This is a genomic window from Streptomyces colonosanans (genome assembly GCF_001866645.1).
Classification (GTDB): Bacteria; Actinomycetota; Actinomycetes; order Streptomycetales; family Streptomycetaceae; genus Streptomyces; species Streptomyces colonosanans.
In genome coordinates this window covers 25,778-42,746 of the sequence record NZ_MLYP01000024.1, presented here as the reverse complement: position 1 = coordinate 42,746, position 16,969 = coordinate 25,778, and the positions used below count along the sequence as shown (strand labels likewise).

Annotated in this window: 14 protein-coding genes and 1 pseudogene; 4 read left to right on the top strand and 11 right to left on the bottom strand. The window is 71.4% G+C overall.

The genetic code is table 11. The annotated features are described in order from the left end of the window. Positions 1 to 46: 46 nt before the first annotated feature. The 5 genes from BIV24_RS09445 to BIV24_RS09425 all read right to left on the bottom strand — a co-directional run bounded on the left by BIV24_RS09445 (position 47) and on the right by BIV24_RS09425 (position 7,155). Entirely contained in the window at positions 47 to 2,383 is a 2,337-nt protein-coding gene (locus BIV24_RS09445) for a putative bifunctional diguanylate cyclase/phosphodiesterase (protein ID WP_071365762.1), read from the bottom strand. A gap of 228 nt (positions 2,384 to 2,611) precedes the next feature. After that, positions 2,612 to 4,807 carry an NAD-dependent DNA ligase LigA gene (ligA, locus tag BIV24_RS09440; RefSeq protein ID WP_071365761.1) on the bottom strand — a complete coding sequence of 732 codons (2,196 nt, stop codon included), beginning with the start codon at positions 4,805 to 4,807 and terminating at the stop codon, positions 2,612 to 2,614. 15 nt (positions 4,808 to 4,822) lie between these two features. After that, positions 4,823 to 5,830 carry a methionine synthase gene (locus BIV24_RS09435; RefSeq protein ID WP_071365760.1) on the bottom strand — a complete coding sequence of 336 codons (1,008 nt, stop codon included), beginning with the start codon at positions 5,828 to 5,830 and terminating at the stop codon, positions 4,823 to 4,825. A 71-nt stretch (positions 5,831 to 5,901) separates the two neighbouring features. Continuing rightward, positions 5,902 to 6,600 carry an SDR family oxidoreductase gene (locus tag BIV24_RS09430; protein ID WP_071365759.1) on the bottom strand — a complete coding sequence of 233 codons (699 nt, stop codon included), beginning with the start codon at positions 6,598 to 6,600 and terminating at the stop codon, positions 5,902 to 5,904. 15 nt (positions 6,601 to 6,615) lie between these two features. Beyond that, positions 6,616 to 7,155 (bottom strand): LOG family protein, encoded by a 540-nt coding sequence (locus BIV24_RS09425; RefSeq protein WP_071365758.1) that lies wholly within the window; start codon positions 7,153 to 7,155, stop codon positions 6,616 to 6,618. Positions 7,156 to 7,205: 50 nt separating this feature from the next. On the opposite strand from BIV24_RS09425, the gene BIV24_RS09420 reads away from it, so the two are divergent. Next, positions 7,206 to 7,529, top strand: a complete 324-nt coding sequence (locus BIV24_RS09420; protein ID WP_071365757.1) for a DUF427 domain-containing protein — start codon at positions 7,206 to 7,208, stop codon at positions 7,527 to 7,529. 37 nt (positions 7,530 to 7,566) lie between these two features. Continuing rightward, positions 7,567 to 8,346 (top strand): alpha/beta fold hydrolase, encoded by a 780-nt coding sequence (locus tag BIV24_RS09415; RefSeq protein ID WP_071365756.1) that lies wholly within the window; start codon positions 7,567 to 7,569, stop codon positions 8,344 to 8,346. 51 nt (positions 8,347 to 8,397) lie between these two features. On the opposite strand, the gene BIV24_RS09410 is transcribed toward BIV24_RS09415, so the two are convergent. The 3 genes from BIV24_RS09410 to mnmA all read right to left on the bottom strand — a co-directional run bounded on the left by BIV24_RS09410 (position 8,398) and on the right by mnmA (position 11,923). Continuing rightward, a complete protein-coding gene (locus tag BIV24_RS09410; protein ID WP_079168115.1) occupies positions 8,398 to 9,792 on the bottom strand; it encodes a globin domain-containing protein in 1,395 nt (464 codons plus the stop codon). Between the two features lie 330 nt (positions 9,793 to 10,122). Beyond that, positions 10,123 to 10,281 carry a YgjP-like metallopeptidase domain-containing protein gene (locus tag BIV24_RS31520; RefSeq protein WP_281247717.1) on the bottom strand — a complete coding sequence of 53 codons (159 nt, stop codon included), beginning with the start codon at positions 10,279 to 10,281 and terminating at the stop codon, positions 10,123 to 10,125. Between the two features lie 508 nt (positions 10,282 to 10,789). Then, positions 10,790 to 11,923, bottom strand: a complete 1,134-nt coding sequence (mnmA, locus tag BIV24_RS09405; RefSeq protein WP_071365755.1) for a tRNA 2-thiouridine(34) synthase MnmA — start codon at positions 11,921 to 11,923, stop codon at positions 10,790 to 10,792. 60 nt (positions 11,924 to 11,983) lie between these two features. Here mnmA and BIV24_RS09400 point away from each other — a divergent pair, with 60 nt between their 5' ends. Next, on the top strand, positions 11,984 to 12,652 hold the full coding sequence (locus BIV24_RS09400; RefSeq protein ID WP_071365754.1) for an N-acetylmuramoyl-L-alanine amidase: 669 nt from the start codon (positions 11,984 to 11,986) through the stop codon (positions 12,650 to 12,652). Positions 12,653 to 12,663: 11 nt separating this feature from the next. Here the strand turns inward: BIV24_RS09400 and BIV24_RS09395 are convergent, their stop codons facing one another. After that, positions 12,664 to 13,827 carry a cysteine desulfurase family protein gene (locus BIV24_RS09395; protein WP_071365753.1) on the bottom strand — a complete coding sequence of 388 codons (1,164 nt, stop codon included), beginning with the start codon at positions 13,825 to 13,827 and terminating at the stop codon, positions 12,664 to 12,666. Positions 13,828 to 14,089: 262 nt separating this feature from the next. Then, complete coding sequence (locus tag BIV24_RS09390) at positions 14,090 to 14,944, bottom strand: thioesterase family protein (protein ID WP_071365752.1); 855 nt, start codon at positions 14,942 to 14,944, stop codon at positions 14,090 to 14,092. Between the two features lie 222 nt (positions 14,945 to 15,166). On the opposite strand from BIV24_RS09390, the pseudogene BIV24_RS35160 reads away from it, so the two are divergent. After that, positions 15,167 to 16,198, top strand: a pseudogene (locus BIV24_RS35160) (alpha/beta hydrolase); the annotation flags it as partial. A gap of 67 nt (positions 16,199 to 16,265) precedes the next feature. Here the strand turns inward: BIV24_RS35160 and BIV24_RS31515 are convergent. Beyond that, a complete protein-coding gene (locus tag BIV24_RS31515; RefSeq protein WP_079168114.1) occupies positions 16,266 to 16,952 on the bottom strand; it encodes a trimeric intracellular cation channel family protein in 687 nt (228 codons plus the stop codon). Positions 16,953 to 16,969: the final 17 nt, after the last annotated feature.

The window sequence follows — 16,969 nt, the reverse complement described above, 5'->3', positions numbered from 1 at the left end:
TCGCGACGGCGCGAACGTTGCCTGTCGGGGCACTTGTGCCGTGGAGCTAGCCGACCCGCCCCGGATCGTCCGCGGCGGCCGCGGGCAGCGCGGCCCTCGGGCGCTGCCAGCCCCTCGAGCCCCGGGCCAGCAGCCACGCCGTGGTCTCCTCCGGCGGCATCGCTGCGGCGACCAGCCACCCCTGGACCGCGTCGCATCCCAGGTCCCGCAGCCGCTCCCAGGTCTCGTCGTCCTCGACCCCCTCGGCGACGACGAGCAGCCCCAGCGAATGAGCCAGGTCGACCGTGCAGCGCACGATCTCCGCATCCTCCGCGTCCACGGCCAGCCGCGCCACGAACGAACGGTCGATCTTCAGTTCGCTCACCGGCAGCCGCCGCAGGTGCACCAGCGACGAGTACCCGGTGCCGAAGTCGTCCAGCGACATCTTCACGCCGTGCCCGGCCAGCCCGGCCAGCGTGTCCGCGGCCCGCTGCGGGTCCTCCAGGAGCACATGCTCCGTGATCTCCAGTTGCAGCGCCCCCGCGGGCACCCCGTGCCGTGCCAGTCGCGCGGCCACCGCGCCCGCGAAGCCCGGCGTGTGGACGTCCCGCGGGGAGACGTTCACGGCCACCGGCACCCGGAGCCCCTGCGCACGCCACCTGGCCACCTGTCCGAGCGCCGTCTCCAGCACGTACTCCGTCAGGTGCGGCATCAGCCCGGACGACTCCGCGATCGCGATGAACTCGTCCGGCGGCACCTTCCCGCGCTCGGCGTGCACCCATCGCACGAGCGCCTCGAGACCGGCGACCTGCCCGTCGAAGCGGACCTTCGGCTGGTAGTGCAGCTCCACCTCATGCGCGTCCAGCGCACGCCGCAGGTCCCCGAGCAGCCCGAGGCGGTCCGGCGTGTTCGAGTCCCGCTTGGGCTCGTAGACCTCCACCCCCGTACGGTCCCGCTTCGCCTGGTACATGGCGACGTCGGCCCGCCTGAGCAGTCCCTCCGCGTCGAGCGCGTGGTCGGGGAAGACGGCGACGCCGACGCTCGCTTCCAGCACGAGCGTGAGCCCGTCCAGGTCGAGCGGCGAGCCGAGCGCCGCGAGCAGGTTGCGGGCCGCGCGTGACGCGGAGGTCGTGGAGCCGGCGACAGGCAGTAACACCGCGAACTCGTCGCCGCCGAGCCGCGCTGCCTCCGCCCCGCGGGGCAGCGCCAGTCGCAGCCGCTCGGCGATCTGGAGCAGCAGCCGATCACCGGCGAGATGACCGAGCGTGTCGTTCACCGACCGGAAGCGGTCGAGGTCGATCAGCATCAGGGCGGATCGCGCCCCGATCCGCTCGGCGTCATCAAGCGCCGTCCAGGTGCGCTCCAGCAGCCACTGCCGGTTGGGCAGCCCGGTCAGCGGATCGCGCAACTGCTCCTCGGCCCGGGCCCGGGCGATCCACAAGGTGGAGTCGAGGGCGATCAGCGGGACGGAGAACAGCGGCAGCAGGACGGGGAGCGCCATGGCGACGACGCAGACCAGCGGCGCTATGCCGAGCAGCGCGACGGCGACGAGTCCCTGTCTGACCAGGGCGGTGCGGGCGACGGTCGGCAGTCCGCCGACGCGGGGCGCGTTCAGGTAACACAGCAGCAGCCGGGTCACCGCGAGGTACGCGGCGGCGGCGAGGACGACCTCGGGTGCCGCGGCGAGGGTCCAGCCCTGCGGGTCCCAGGGCGTCTCGACGGTCGGGACGCGTCCGAAGACGGCCAGGACGAGCGCTGCGGCGCCGATGCCGAGGATGTCGACCGCGCCGTGCAGCATGCCCTGCCGCCAGCAGCCCAGCCGGACGATGGCGACGAGTACGACGACGGTGAGGCTGACCATTCCGGCCGGCACCCAGCCGTACAGCAGCAGGACGGCGAGGGTCAGGGCGGCGCCCGAGCCCGTGCTGCCCCACGAGCGGGCGCGGCCGAGGGCGACCAGGTGACCGACGATGATGCCGGTGAGGAGGGCCAGGGACCAGCCGACGGTGCCGGACGGGAAGAGCGCGTGGTGTCCGTCGAACGCGCGGTAGAGGCCGGCGCCGAGGATGAGTCCGGCCGCCGCGATGACCGCCCTGCGCAGCAACGGCCCGGGCAGGCGCCACCCGCCGCCGAGGCCGGGCAGCCGGGAAAGGTGCCCGACGGCGAGCCGGCCGGCCGGACCGGCTCCGCGGGCACCACCCAGCGGAGGTTCAGCGCCCACGGCGAGCCTCGACGCCCCTCCCTGTGCGGAGGTCACGCCGGGAACGGCCCCCGGCACGGCACGTCGGCCGTCCGCACCCACCCGCTCCGCGAGTCGCGCCGTCCAGTGGCTCGTCCGCCAGGCACCGGACATCCGGCGCAGGCGCAGCCGTGAGTTGGGGGCGGCGCTCTCGGTCCGTTCCATTCGCGTCCCTCTCACAGCCGGCGATGCCGACACCGCGCGGCCCGCTGCCCGACGCACCGTCAACGGCACCGCGTCTGAAAACCCACCACGCGTCCGGGCACGGTAGGCACACACCCCCAACAGTAGGCCGCGGCGGGCTTCCACGGGCAGCGGTCGCCCGTGGTTACCCAATTGCGACCCGGCCACCCGGATGCATCTGGTATGCACCGAACGGGTGACCTTCGTCCGCTACTCCCCCGCCGGAAGCGCCACTTCGGCCGCCGCTTCCGGTCCTTGCCCCAACAGGACGGCGAAACCGTCCTCGTTGAGAACGGGCACCTTCAGCTGCACTGCCTTGTCGTACTTCGATCCAGGATTCTCGCCCACGACGACAAAGGATGTCTTCTTCGAGACGGAGCCGGTCACTTTCGCGCCACGGCTCTGCAGTTCCTCCTTCGCTCCGTCGCGGGTGAACCGTTCGAGGGTGCCGGTGACCACGACCGTCAGCCCCTCCAGCGGACGCGGGCCCTCTTCCTCGCCGGAACTCTCTTCCTCCAGCCGTACTCCGGCGGCCTTCCACTTCCGGACGATCTCCCGGTGCCACTCCTCGGCGAACCACTGCTTCAGGGAGGCGGCGATGATCGGGCCGACCCCGTCGGTACCCGCCAACTCCTCCTCCGTGGCCTGCTCGATGCGGTCGATGGAGCGGAACTCACGGGCTAGGGCCTGCGCCGCCACCGGCCCGACGTGCCGGATGGAAAGGCCGTTGAGGAAGCGGGCGAGCGGACGGGTCTTGGCCTCCTCGATGTTCTTGAGCAGGGCCAGGGTGTTCTTCTTCGGTTCGCCCTTCTGGTTGGCGAAGACCGTGACGATCTTCTCCTTGCCGGTCTTGGGGTCGTGCTTGGGCAGGCCGCTGTCCTGGTCGAGGACGTACGCCCTGATGGGCAGCAGTTTCTCCACAGTGAGGTCGAAGAGGTCGCCCTCGTCCACGAGCGGCGGGTCGGCCGGCTCCAGGGGACGGGTGAGAGCGGCCGCCGCCACGCCGCCGAAGTGCTCGATGTCGAGGCACTCCCGGCCCGCGAGGTAGGAGACACGCTCCCTCAACTGCGCCGGGCAGGTACGCGCGTTGGGGCAGCGCAGGTCGATGTCCCCTTCCTTCATGGCCCGCAGGGGCGTCCCGCACTCCGGGCACTCGGCGGGCATCACGAACGCGCGCTCGCTGCCGTCCCGCAGGTCCACGACGGGTCCGAGGATCTCCGGAATCACGTCACCGGCCTTGCGGAGCACCACCGTGTCACCGATGAGAACGCCCTTGGCCTTGACCACGTCCTGGTTGTGCAGGGTGGCGAACTCGACCTCGGAACCGGCCACCGTGACCGGTTCGACCTGCGCGTAAGGGGTGACGCGGCCGGTGCGCCCGACGCCCACCTTGATGTCGATCAGCTTGGTGTTGACCTCTTCGGGCGCGTACTTGTAGGCGATGGCCCAGCGGGGCGCGCGCGCCGTGGAACCGAGGCGGCCCTGAAGCCGGATCTCGTCGAGCTTGACCACGACTCCGTCGATCTCGTGCTCCACGGAGTGGCGGTTCTCGCCGAAGTACGCGATGAACTCCCGTACGCCGTCGAGGTCGTCGACGACCTTGTTGTGCCGGGCGGTGGGCAGGCCCCAGGAGTGCAGCAGTTCGTAGGCCTCGGAGAGACGGGTGAGACCGTCCTCGAAGCCCTCCAGGGCGCCGATGCCGTGCACCACCATGTACAGCGGGCGGGTGGCCGTGATGCGCGGGTCCTTCTGGCGCAGGGAACCCGCGGCCGCGTTCCGCGGGTTGGCGAACGGCTTGTCACCGGCTTCCACCAGACGGGCGTTGAGCGCCTCGAACTTCTCCATCGGGAAGTAGACCTCGCCGCGGATCTCCACGAGGTCGGGGACGTGGTCGCCCTTGAGGCGATCCGGAATGCCCGCGATCGTACGGACATTGGGGGTGATGTCCTCTCCGGTGCGGCCGTCGCCGCGGGTCGCCGCGCGCGTGAGGCGGCCGTGCTCGTACGTCAGGTTGACCGCGAGGCCGTCGACCTTCAGCTCGCACAGGAAGTGGTACGTGGAGGTGCCGACCTCCTTGGCGACGCGCTCGGCCCAGGCGGCGAGTTCCGCGTCGTCGAACGCGTTGTCCAGGGAGAGCATGCGCGCGCGGTGCTCGACGGCCGTGAACTCCGTCTCGTAGGCCCCTGCGACCTTCTGGGTCGGCGAGTCCGGGGTGCGCAGCTCGGTATACCGCTCCTCCAGCGCCTCCAGGGAGCGCAGGAGCCGGTCGAACTCCGCGTCGCTGACGACCGGAGCGTCCTTCACGTAGTACCGGAAGCGGTGCTCCTCGATCTGCTCAGCGAGCTGCGCGTGCTGCTCCCGTGCCTCGGCGGGCACCGTCGTCTCCGCTTGCTTGTCGCCGGCCACCGTGTTCTCCTCCCGTTACTCAGGGTTGTCCGCAAGGGATCTCGCCGCCCGGACGCAGTGGGCGAGCGCCTTGCGCGCGTAGTCCGGGGAAGCGCCCGCGAGCCCGCACGTCGGCGTGAGGGTGACCGCGTCCGCGAGAAGCCCCGGGTGCAGCCCCAGCCTGCGCCACAGCGTCCTGACCCCCATGACGCTACCGGCAGGGTCTGACAAAGGGCCGTCCGTGCCCGGGACGATGCCGGCGAAGAGCCGGGTGCCCCCTTCCACCGCCTCACCGATCACGTCGTCGTCACGTTCGGTGAGGAGTGAGAAGTCGAAGGAGACCGCGGCGGCCCCCGCCCTGCGCAGGAGGGCGAACGGCACGTCGGGGGCACACGAGTGGACCACGACCGGACCGTCGGCATGCACCCCGACGACATCCCTGAGCGTGGCCTCGACGATCTGCCGGTCGACGGCCCGGTGGGTCCGGTAGCCGCTCGCGGTCCTCACCGTCCCGCGCAGTACGGAGGTGAGCGTCGGCTCGTCGATCTGCAGGACGAGCCGGGCGCCGGGCACGCGCCGCCGCACCTCGTCGAGGTGGAGGCGCAGCCCCTCGGCGAGCGATCCGGCGAGGTCGCGGCAGGCGCCGGGGTCGGAGAGGACGGCCTCGCCGTTCTTCAGCTCGAGCGCCGCGGCCAGCGTCCAGGGCCCTACGGCCTGGACCTTCAGCGGGCCTTCGTAGCCCTGCGTGAACTCCTCCAGCGCGTCGAGGTCCTCGCCGAGCCAGGAGCGGGCCCGCTTGGTGTCCCGCCCCGGCCTGTCCCCGAACCGCCAGCCGCTGGGCTCCACGCGCGCGTACAGGTCGACGAGCATCCCGGCGGTCCGCCCGATCATGTCCGCGCCGGGCCCGCGGGCCGGCAGTTCGGCAAGAAACGGAAAGTCCTCGAAGCTTCCGGTGACGGTCTTGGCCGCCTCCCGCGCATCCCCGCCGGGCATGGACCCGACCCCGGTGGCGGCACCGAACCTGAACTGGCTGTTTTCACTCACCCCGGCAGCCTACGGAATCCGTTGGGGGCGGGGCCGTTCCAGGGTGCCGCCCCCAGCGGTCTTCGGGCCTGTCAGCTGCCCGGCCGTACCGTCAGATCGTTGACCTCCGCGTCCCTCGGCAGGTCCAGGCACATCAGGATCGCTGTCGCCACCGACTCGGGGTCGATCCACTGGGACGGGTCGTACTGCTTGCCCTCCTGCTGGTGGACCTTGGCCTGCATCGGGCTCGCGGTGCGGCCGGGGTAGACCGAGGTGACCCGTACTCCGTTCGCGTGCTCCTCGATGCGCAGGGAGTCCGCGAGGGCCTTCAGGCCGTGCTTGGAGGCCGCGTACGCCGACCAGGACGCGTGGGCGTTCAGACCGGCGCCCGAGTTCACGAACACCACATGGCCGCGTGCGGTACGTAGCTGCGGCAGGAAGTGGCGGGTCAGCTCGGCGGGGGCGACCAGGTTGACGTTGAGTTGGTGGTGCCAGGACTTCGGGGTCAGCTCGCCGACCTGGCCCAGGTCGACCACGCCCGCGATGTGCAGGAGCGAGTCCACCCGGTCCGGCAGGCTCTGGTGCGAGAACGCCCAGGACAGCCTGTCCGGGTCCCCGAGATCGCCGACCAGGGTCTTCGCCCCGGGGAACTCGGCGGCCAGCTCCTTCGCCCTCCCCGCATCGCGCGCGTGCAGGACGAGAACGTCCCCGCGCGCGTGCAGTCGGCGGGCCACGGCCGCGCCGATACCGGAGCCGGCTCCGGTGATCACATGTGTAGCCATACCCGCCATGCTCGCACCACGGGGCTAACGCATTCCGAGCGACTCCTCCAGATACGCCAGCGCCACCGTCGGCTCCTCGGCGAAGAACACCAGGTCCGAGAGCGGCCGCGGCAGGAAGCCCTCGTCCTCCATACGCCGGAACTGCTCCTTCAGGCCGTCGTAGAAGCCCACCGTGTTCAGGAGGACCACCGGCTTGTCCGTGTGACCGTGCTTCTTCAGCTCCAGGATCTCGGTCGCCTCGTCGAGCGTCCCGGTCCCGCCGACCATGATCACGATCGCGTCGGCCTTCTCCAGGAGCAGCCTCTTGCGCTCGGCGAGGTCCTTCGTGATCACCATCTCGTCGGCGCCCTCCCGGGCCTTGGCCGCCAGGAACTCGACGGACACGCCCAGCAGCCTGCCTCCCGCCTCCTGCACCCCGTCGGCGACCACCTTCATCAGACCGACGTCGGAACCGCCCCACACCAGCGTGTGCCCGCCCTTGCCCAGCAGTTCGGCGAAATCGCGCGCGGGGCGCGTGTAGCGGTCGTCGAGGTCGGCGGCGGAGAGGAAGACGCAGATATTCATGGAGACACCGTACGCGGGAAGAACCAGCGGCCCGCGAGCGCTTCACCGGTATGACCGAAGGACACACCATCACCATCGAGCAGGGCGACCAGCACGTGCGCGTGGTGCACGGCGGACAGATCCTGGCGGAAACCGACCGACCCCTCGTGCTGCGCGAGACCGGCTGTCCCGACCGGTACTACATTCCGGCCGAGGATGTACGCGCCGACCTGCTGACCCCTTCCGGTACCCACACGGTCTGCCCCTTCAAGGGCACCGCGTCCTACTGGTCCCTGCCGGACGCGGCCGACCTCGTCTGGGCGTATCCCTCCCCGAAGCCGGACATCGCCCGGATCAAGGACCACTTCTGCTTCTACGAAGCGGAAGTGTCGTAACCGGTGAACGCCCTGGTCTGCGGCAGTCTTCACTGACATGGACAAGCAGACCATCTCTCGCGACGGCACCCCTCTCGCGTACCGACGCACCGGACAGGGCCCGACGGTCGTCCTCGTGAGCGGCGCGATGTCCACGGGCGCCACGGTGGCGCCCCTGGCCGCGCGCCTCTGCGACGACTTCGGCGTCATCGTGTACGACCGCCGGGGCCGCGGCGGGAGCGGTGACACGGCGCCCTACGCGGTGGCCCGCGAGGTCGAGGACCTCGCCGCGCTCATCGAGGCGGCGGGCGGCGAGGCGGCGCTGTACGGCGTCTCGTCGGGCGGTGCGCTGGCGCTGGAGGCGGCGGCCAGCGGGCTGCCGGTCCGCCGGGTCGCCGTCTACGAGACGCCGTTCGCCGACTACGGGGGCGGCGCGGACGAGCGCGCGGAGTACACCCGGAACCTGACCGAAGCGCTGGCCCAGGGCCGACGCGGGGACGCGGTCGCGCTGTTCCTCGCGCTCACCGGCCTGGCCCCGGAGATGATCGCGAACGCCCGCCAGTCGCCCATGTGGGCCGGCATGGAGGCGATCGCACCGACCCTCGCGTACGACAACGCCGTGATGGGCGACGGCCTGGTGCCCCGGGACCGGCTGGCCTCGGTCACCGTCCCCGTCCTGGCCGTCGCGGGCGACGCGAGCCCCACGTGGCTGCGCCGGGCGACCGAGGCGGTCGCGGACGCGGCGCCCGAGGGCCGCTACCGCGTCCTGGAGGACCAGAACCACATGGTCGACCCGCAGGCGCTCGCGCCGGTGCTGGCCGACTTCTTCGGAGCGTGATCCCTCAGGCCTGCCGCGGCGGCCCGGCGGCGCGCGTGCCGCGCCGCCCGGTCAGACCTGGACTCCTTCGGTCATGTGCCCCACCGCCTGTCCCGTCGGCCGCGGCAGATGAGCGTGGGAGGGCAGAGGGACCATGCCGGCGACCGGGTCGTGACGGATGCGGTCGGCCGGCAGCCCGAGACCGGACAGTCGCCAGACGACCGCGGTGACCATCGCGGGCGGGCCGCTGACGTAGGCGACGTGGTCGGACCAGTCCCCCTGCCGGGCCACCGCCTCGGCCACCGAGCCCTCCGCGGACGCCCGCGGGCCCTCGTCGATCACCGGGACCACCCGCAGCCAGGGGCAACGGTTCTCCAGCCGGGCCAGGACCGATGCGTCGTACAGGTCCTCGGCGGTGCGGACACCGAGGAAGAGGTGGGCCCTGCGACCCGGCGCGCGCCGCTGGGCCAGCTCCTCCAGCAGCGCCCGGCCGGTGGCCCATCCGGTGCCGCCGGCCACGATGAGCACGTCCCGCCCCAGGTCGTCGTCCAGGGTCGCGGTGCCCTGCGCGGGGCCGAGGCGCAGCCTGTCGCCGACACGGGTCCCCAGGGTCAGGGCGTCGCTCACCCCGTTCGGGCCGGTCCGGCGGATGTGGAACTCCAGTTCGCCGTCCGGTGTGGGGGCGCCGGCGAACGTGTAGGGGCGCCAGGTGTGCGGCAGCAGCGGGGACTCCAGGGTCGCGTACTGGCCGGCCTGGTACGGGTAAGGCTCCGCGGTGCGCACACGGAGTACCGCGAGGTCCGGGCGCCGCAGCTGGTGGGACGTCACCGTGCCGTGCCACGCGGGCGGTTCGGCGAGCGCGCTGTTCGAGCCCGCCACCATGCCCGCGGCGGCGAAGCGCACCATGCGCAGCCACGCCCGCTCCGCCTCCTCGTCGATCCGGCCTCCAGAGCACCGGTACAGCGCCTCGGCGAGCGCGGACTCGAACACCCGGAAGTGCACGGGCCGCACGCCGAGCTTGCGGTGGTCGCGGCCCAGCTGAGTGCAGAACGCGGTCACCTCATCGGGCTGGTGCAGGTGCTCGATCAGGTACCAGAACGCCCGTTCCAGGTGGGCCTTCTGGAATTCCATCGAGTCGGGGAACAGCTGCCGCAGATACGGGTGCCGCTCGAACATGGCGTCGTAGAGGTGGGCGATGAGTTCACCGAACGGGGTGACCGCCGCCAGGTTCTCGACGATGATCTGCTGGTCGGCGGCTCCGTCGTAGGCGTACGCGGGGGAACTCGTCCTCTGCGTACCGCGGGCCGGGGCGAGCAGTTGGTCACGCAGGCGCATCGCGTCCCGTCGCGCGAGCAGCGCGTGGTACTCGTCGCTGTTCCTGCCGTCCCTCGTCCTGGTGTTGCCGTTGCCTATGATCGTGCTCTCCTCACGGCCGCGCCGCCCCGGGATCCCGTCCGCGGCGGTCATCAGCGGTTCTTCCTCGCGCACACGCCGCACGGGGCGCCGTCCCGGCAGGCCGTGGCCGTGGCGTGGACGGCGAGGGCGGGAGAGGCGTGGCGGGGCATGGCGCGGCTTCCTATCTGCGGGTATAGGCACCGCCCGCGCCCACGCCGAAACGCCGCTTGTGGCGGCGGCGACGGTGAGTGGTGGGCAGGACGGCGGCATCCTCCGGCGGGCAGCCGGGGGGCGCCTTGCCATTACATCGCCGCGACAGGCCGTGAGGACCCGGCCGAAGAGCCCTTTCACCAGGCAAAAGGTCCCGATGATCAAGGACTTTCGGCCCTGGACGTCAGATGATCACCTGACCGCGCCCCGCCACAGTCGCGGCTCCTCCGCCGCGAAACGGCGCTCGCGCTCGTCAGCGTCCGGGAGCACCCGCCGGAGGATTCCGCGAAACTCGGGCCCGTGCCCAGGTGCCCGAAGATGGCACAGTTCACGAACAAGGACAAGGTCCAGCAGGGACTGGCAGGTTGCCGGATCGTGACGCCTTGGTAGCAGGCTCAGGCGGCGAGCACGGGCAAGGCGGGGGGCGGCCCGACGTCTTTGGCACTGCCACCACCTGGTGGGTCATCGCCTCCTCCGAGCACCGGCTCGAACCAGATGCTCTTGCCGCCGACCCCGAACACCGATTCCCCAAGGCCGCATCCACCCCAGATGCCGGCCGGAAGATCGAGGACCAGCAGCCCCGCCCCCGCTCCGCGTCCGGCCCACCGGGCCGCAGAGGTACGGAAGTCATGGTTCGGATCGCTGAAGTGGGTGGGGGGCAGAGCGGTTCGGCCTGCCCCACGTCGGTCGCGTCCATGGACGTGCTGTACGGCGGGTGTTCGCCGGCAGGGGAGATCTGCGGGTGTGACAGTTCTTCCGGATGTGTCACACCCCCAGCCGGTACACCACCCCGGGTCCCCCTGCCGTGACAGAGGCCGATCGGGAGCACGCGGCTCCACAGGCGGCCCGCGGCCACGCGTCACACCGCCGAGGCTGTGTCCTTCGCGCGGACCGTGGACGCGATGGTGGCGGAGCCGACCACGCGTGTGCCGTCGTACAGGACGATCGCCTGGCCGGGGGCCACGCCGCGGACCGGCTCGGTGAAACGCACCCGGAGTCCGCCGTCGACCGGCTCCGCTGTCACCTCCGTCTCGCCGCCGTGGGCGCGGAGCTGGGCCGTGTAGGTGCCAGGGCCGGTCGGGGCCGTGCCGCACCAACGGGGCTTGATCGCGGTCAGGGCGCTGACGTCCAGGGAGGACGCCGGGCCGACCGTCACCGTGTTGTCGACCGGCGAGATGTCGAGGACGTAGCGCGGCTTGCCGTCGGGCGCGGGGGTGCCGATCCTGAGGCCCTTGCGCTGGCCGATCGTGAAGCCGTACGCGCCCTCGTGCGTGCCCAGCCGGGTGCCGGACTCGTCGACGATGTCGCCCTCCGCCGTGCCGAGCCGCCGGGCGAGGAAGCCCTGGGTGTCGCCGTCGGCGATGAAGCAGATGTCGTGCGAGTCGGGCTTCTTGGCGACCGCGAGGCCCCGGCGCTCGGCCTCCGCGCGGATCTCGTCCTTCGTGGTGACCGTGTCACCCAGCGGGAACAACGCGTGCGCGAGCTGCTTCTCGTCGAGCACGCCGAGGACGTACGACTGGTCCTTCGCCATGTCGGACGCGCGGTGCAGCTCGCGCGTGCCGTCGACGGCCGTGACGATCTTGGCGTAGTGGCCGGTGCAGACCGCGTCGAAGCCGAGGGCGAGGGCCTTGTCGAGCAGCGCCGCGAACTTGATCTTCTCGTTGCAGCGCAGGCAGGGGTTCGGGGTGCGCCCGGCCTCGTACTCGGCGACGAAGTCCTCCACCACGTCCTCGCGGAACCGCTCGGCCAGGTCCCACACGTAGAAGGGGATGCCGATGACGTCCGCGGCGCGGCGGGCGTCGCGCGAGTCCTCGATGGTGCAACAGCCGCGCGCGCCCGTGCGGAACGACTGCGGGTTCGCGGAGAGCGCGAGGTGGACGCCGGTGACGTCGTGGCCCGCTTCGGCGGCGCGGGCAGCGGCGACGGCGGAGTCGACCCCGCCGGACATGGCGGCGAGGACGCGGAGGGGGCGCTGCGGGGTGGTGTCAGTCATAACCCTTCCAGAGTACGGGGCCGGGGGAACCGGGGCGCGAGAGTATCCGTTGACGACCACATGGGGGATCGGAAAGTGATGAAGGACGGCGACCGGCGGCTTGGCCGGCGGGCGCTGATCGTCGGCGGCACAGCCGCCGCGGTGGGCACGGCCGCTCTGGCCCGGGAGGAGCTGGCGCATCTGTGGTGGCGGCTGCCCGGCGTCGAGAAGCCCCGGGTCGAGGGCGCGGTCGACTTCCGGGGGGCGCACTGGACGGCGGCGTCGCCGGCGAATCTTCGACGCGCGAACCGGCCTGACGACTACCGCATAGACCGTGTGGTCGTCCATGTCACCCAGGGCGGTTACCGCAGCGCTGTGAAGGTGTTCCAGGACCCGGCGCACGGCGCGGCGGCGCACTACATCGTGCGGGCGAACGGCCAGGTCACCCAGATGATCCGCGAGCTGGACGTGGCGTTCCACGCGGGCAACCGGCGGTTCAACGAACGCAGCGTCGGCATCGAGCACGAGGGGTATGTGGAGCGCGCTACCTCCTTCACGGACGCGATGTATGCGGCGTCGGCGCGGCTCACGGCCGGGATATGCGGGAGGTACGGCATACCGGTGGACCGCGAACACATCATCGGGCACAACAAGGTGCCGGGCACAGACCACACGGATCCGGGGCCGCACTGGGACTGGGACCGGTACCTACGGCTCGTCCGGCGGGAGAGGACCGCGACGGCGGCGTAGCGCCCGTGCCGTCAGGTCAGCCCCGCGCTCCGGGCCCGTTCCACGGCGGGACCGATCGCCTTGGCGACCGCCTCGACGTCGGCCTGCGTGGACGTGTGGCCGAGGGAGAAGCGGAGGGTGCCGCGGGCGAGGTCCGGGGCGGCGCCGGTGGCGAGGAGGACATGGCTGGGCTGGGCCACACCGGCGGTGCAGGCGGAGCCGGTGGAGCACTCGATGCCCTGCGCGTCCAGCAGCAGGAGCAGGGAGTCGCCCTCGCAGCCCGGGAACGTGAAGTGGGCGTTGGCCGGGAGCCGGTCCACCGGGTCCCCGCCCAGGATCGCGTCCGGTACGGCGGTACGGACCGCGTCGATCAGATCGTCGCGCAGGGCGCCGATCTCACGGGCGAACCGCTCGTGCTGCGCGGCGGCGAGCCGTCCGGCGACCGCGAAGGAGGCGATGGCCGGAACATCGAGGGTGCCGGAGCGCACATGGCGCTCCTGACCGCCGCCGTGCAGCACCGGGACGGGGCTGTACTCGCGGCCGAGCAGCAGTGCGCCGATGCCGTACGGGCCGCCGATCTTGTGGCCGGAGACCGTCATCGCGGCGAGTCCCGAGGCCTCGAAGCCGACCGGGACCTGGCCGAAGGCCTGGACCGCGTCGGCGTGCAGCGGGACGCCGAACTCCGCTGCCACATCGGCGAGTTCACGGACCGGCATGATCGTGCCGATCTCGTTGTTGGCCCACATCACGGTGGCGAGGGCGACATCGTCGGGGTTGCGGGCGATGGCCTCGCGCAGGGCATCCGGGTGGACGCGGCCGTAGGCGTCGACGGGCAGGTACTCGACCGTGGCCCCCTCGTGTTCGCCGAGCCAGTCGACGGCGTCGAGGACCGCGTGGTGTTCGACGGGGCTGGCGAGGACGCGGGTGCGGGCGGGGTCGGCGCCGCGGCGGGACCAGTACAGGCCCTTCACGGCGAGGTTGTCGGCCTCGGTGCCGCCGGAGGTGAAGACGACCTCGCTGGGCCGGGCTCCCAGCGCTTCGGCGAGGGTCTCGCGGGCCTCTTCGACGGTGCGCCGCGCTCGGCGGCCCGACGCGTGCAGCGAAGAGGCGTTGCCGGTGATGCCGAGCTGCGCGGTCAGCGCCTCTGCCGCCTCGGGAAGCATCGGGGTGGTCGCTGCGTGGTCGAGGTATGCCATGGTGAGGCCGATTCTACGGGCCTGCCCTTCGCGGCCTCAGCCCCGGAGGGGCCCGGGGCCGTGCGCACCCGGCACCGGGCCGGCCGCGCACGGCGCTTCCGGGGCCGCGGGCTGCCGGGAGGCGCTCCTGTCCCTGCTGATCGACATCGGCCGCAACCACTGGATGGACTGACCGAACCGGCGCCGCCCCCACAACGACCGTGGGCGGCGCGCCCGTTCACCGAGCACGCCGCCCACATACCACCCGTACACCTTGTGCGGGTCAGCCCACCCTGACCCTCGCCAACTGGCGGGACTGGGCGACCAGGCGGTCCGCGCTGTCCCACACCTCGGCGTCCTCCTCCAGGAAGCCGCCGGCGAGGTTGCGCGTGGTGATCGACACCCGCAGCGGGCCGGGCGCCGGGCGGGAGCGCACATGCACGGTCAGCTCGACGGTCGGCACCCAGCCGGAGAGCCCGATTTCGAAGGCGGTGGGCGGCAGCGCGTCCACTGCGAGAAGCAGCGAGAGCGGGTCCGCGTCACGGCCGTCGGCGAGCCCGAACCAGGCCCTCATCTCGCCCTTCCCGGACGGCGACCCGAGCGCCCAGCCCAGCGTGGCGGGGTCGAGCTTGAGCATCAGCCGTTCGGCGATGGCCGAGCTGCCGGAGACCGGCGCCGGTCCGTCTTCGGGTCCGAAGCACTGCTCCATGGGCGGGAAGGAGGGCGGCTTCACGCTCGTACGGACGTCGTCGGGCAGGGAGTCCAGGTCGCCATAGGAGGCGAGGACGCGGATCCTCTCGACCTCGCGGCCCTCGTCGTCGTACTGGAAGAGGGACGCCTGGCCGGTGGAGAGGGTGCGGCCGGTGCGCACGACGTCCGTACGGACCACCGCGGGGCCCGGCTGGGACGCGGTGAGATAGTGCGCGGAGATCGTGAACGGGTCGGAGTGCGGCAGGGCGTCCGCGAGGGCACGACCCAGGACGGACAGCAGATAGCCGCCGTTCACCGCGTTGATGATCGTCCAGCCGGCCGAGAGGTCGATGCCGTAGACGCCGGGTTCACGGAGGGTGACCGCGGTGTCGCGGTCGAACTCACTGTCGCCGATCACGGCGCGCGCAGCCTGTGCGGTATCTGACATAGCCGAACAGTACAACACGAAATTACCGAGCAGTAGCTTTTGTTGTTTCGCCTGCGTGACGCTCCGTCGAACCACCGCACCGCGGCTTCCGGCCAGCTATGAGTGTGGTTTTGGCAATTTCTCGGTAAGTGTCCGCGCTCGTCCGTAACCTACGGCCCGCGGATTCCTTCTGAGAAGGCGTAAAGCCCGATCCGTCCGTTCACAGGAAGAGCCTCATAGCCGATGAGCCTCACCGGAACGCCGTTCCTCTTCACGTCGATCATCCTCGCGGCGGTCGCCCTCCTCCTGCCACTGTTCCTGTGGTCCCGGATCCGCGGCCCGGTTGTCGTGCGCCACGCCGTCCGGGTGCTGATGTTGCTGTTCGCACAGGTCACCGCGATCACTTTGGTGTTCGTCCTGGTGAACAACGCCAACAGCCTGTACGACAACTGGGCCGACCTGCTGGGCACGGGCAACCATGTGCAGCAGGCCGCCGACCTGGGCAAGGACGGCACCGGCGGGATCCAGATAAAGGCCCTGCCGAAGGTCCACCAGACCTTCACCCAGGCCGACGGGCCGAACATGCACGCGGCCGGCGGGGTGCGCGTCACCCAGCTGAAGGGCCGGGTGTCGGGCGTCGACGCCGAGGTCTACGTCTGGCTGCCGCCGCAGTACGACGACCCCGCCTACAAGAACAAGAAGTTCCCGGTCGTGGAGCTGCTGTCGGGCTACCCGGGTTCGGCGAAGGCATGGTTCGGATCGATGAAGGTGCACAAGCAGCTGCTGCCGCTGATGCAAAGCGGACAGGTGACACCGTTCATCCTGGTGGCGCCGCGCACCAATCTCATCGCCAAGGTCGACACGGGCTGCGCGAACATCCCGGGCACCGTGAACGCCGACAGCTGGCTCAGCATCGACGTACCCAAGATGGTGACGGACAACTTCCGCGCCCAGTCGGCGCCGGGCGGCTGGGCCGCCGCCGGCTACTCCGCGGGGGCGCACTGCGCGGCGAAACTCGCGGTCGCCCACCCCGACCGGTACCGGGCCGCGATCAGCCTGTCCGGCTACAACGACCCGATCGGCGAACGCAACTCGCTCGCCGCGCAGAGCATCCAGCTGCGGCGGCAGAACAACCCCTACTACCTGCTGAAGCACTACCGCACCCCGCCCCGGATCTCGCTCTATCTCTCCGGCGAGTCCGGTGACGGCTACCAGGCGGCCGCGGCGCTGGCGGAGATCGCCAGGCCGCCGACGGCGGTGCGCGCGGTGCTGATCCCGCGCAGCGCCGGCGGCCACAGCATGGCCGTGTGGCGGCCGCAGATCCCTACGGCGTTCACCTGGCTCAGCCGGCAGATGACAGGTCAGGCGACAGGAGCTCTTCCTCAGCCACATTGGAGCGCCGGTTCCAGGCGCGCGGCGCTCGCCAGTGGAAGCGCATCGCGAGCAGGCGCAACACGAAAGCGGTGACGGCCGCGAGTCCGGAGGTGAGTGGGGTCAGCATCTCGTAGCGGATGCAGAGCGCGACCATCGTGGCGCCGACGATCGCGGGCACCGCGTACAGGTCGCGGTCCCAGCGCAGCAGCGAGGGCACCTCGTTGGCGAGTATGTCGCGCAGCACACCGCCGCCCACGGCCGTGGCCAGGCCGAGGACGGCGGACGAGGTGAGTCCGAGGCCGTGGTCGTACGCCTTCGTCGTGCCGGTGACGCAGAACAGGCCGAGACCGGCCGCGTCGAAGATGTTGACGGCCACCTGGATGCGCTCCACCTGCGGGTGGAGGAAGAAGACCAGGACGGTGGCGAGCAGCGGGGCCAGGAAGTAGCCCAGGTCCGCGAAGGCGGACGGCGGGGCGCCGATGACCAGGTCCCGGAACAGCCCGCCGCCCAGCGCGGTGACCTCGGCGAGCACGGCCATGCCGAAGACGTCGAAGTTCTTGCGCACGGCCAGCAGCGCACCGGAGATCGCGAAGACGAAGATTCCGATGATGTCGAGCGTGTGCTGGACGGATGGGCTGAACAATTGCTGGAGCACCTTTACATTCTCACCTA

Excerpts from the sequence above, each read along its gene's own strand:
- BIV24_RS09445 (WP_071365762.1), bottom strand. The coding sequence starts at position 2,383 with ATGGAACGGACCGAGAGCGCCGCCCCCAACTCACGGCTGCGCCTGCGC.
- BIV24_RS09430 (WP_071365759.1), bottom strand. The coding sequence starts at position 6,600 with ATGGCGGGTATGGCTACACATGTGATCACCGGAGCCGGCTCCGGTATC.
- BIV24_RS09425 (WP_071365758.1), bottom strand. The coding sequence starts at position 7,155 with ATGAATATCTGCGTCTTCCTCTCCGCCGCCGACCTCGACGACCGCTAC.
- BIV24_RS09420 (WP_071365757.1), top strand. The coding sequence starts at position 7,206 with ATGACCGAAGGACACACCATCACCATCGAGCAGGGCGACCAGCACGTG.
- BIV24_RS09415 (WP_071365756.1), top strand. The coding sequence starts at position 7,567 with ATGGACAAGCAGACCATCTCTCGCGACGGCACCCCTCTCGCGTACCGA.
- BIV24_RS09410 (WP_079168115.1), bottom strand. The coding sequence starts at position 9,792 with ATGACCGCCGCGGACGGGATCCCGGGGCGGCGCGGCCGTGAGGAGAGC.
- mnmA (WP_071365755.1), bottom strand. The coding sequence starts at position 11,923 with ATGACTGACACCACCCCGCAGCGCCCCCTCCGCGTCCTCGCCGCCATG.
- BIV24_RS09400 (WP_071365754.1), top strand. The coding sequence starts at position 11,984 with ATGGGGGATCGGAAAGTGATGAAGGACGGCGACCGGCGGCTTGGCCGG.
- BIV24_RS09395 (WP_071365753.1), bottom strand. The coding sequence starts at position 13,827 with ATGGCATACCTCGACCACGCAGCGACCACCCCGATGCTTCCCGAGGCG.
- BIV24_RS09390 (WP_071365752.1), bottom strand. The coding sequence starts at position 14,944 with ATGTCAGATACCGCACAGGCTGCGCGCGCCGTGATCGGCGACAGTGAG.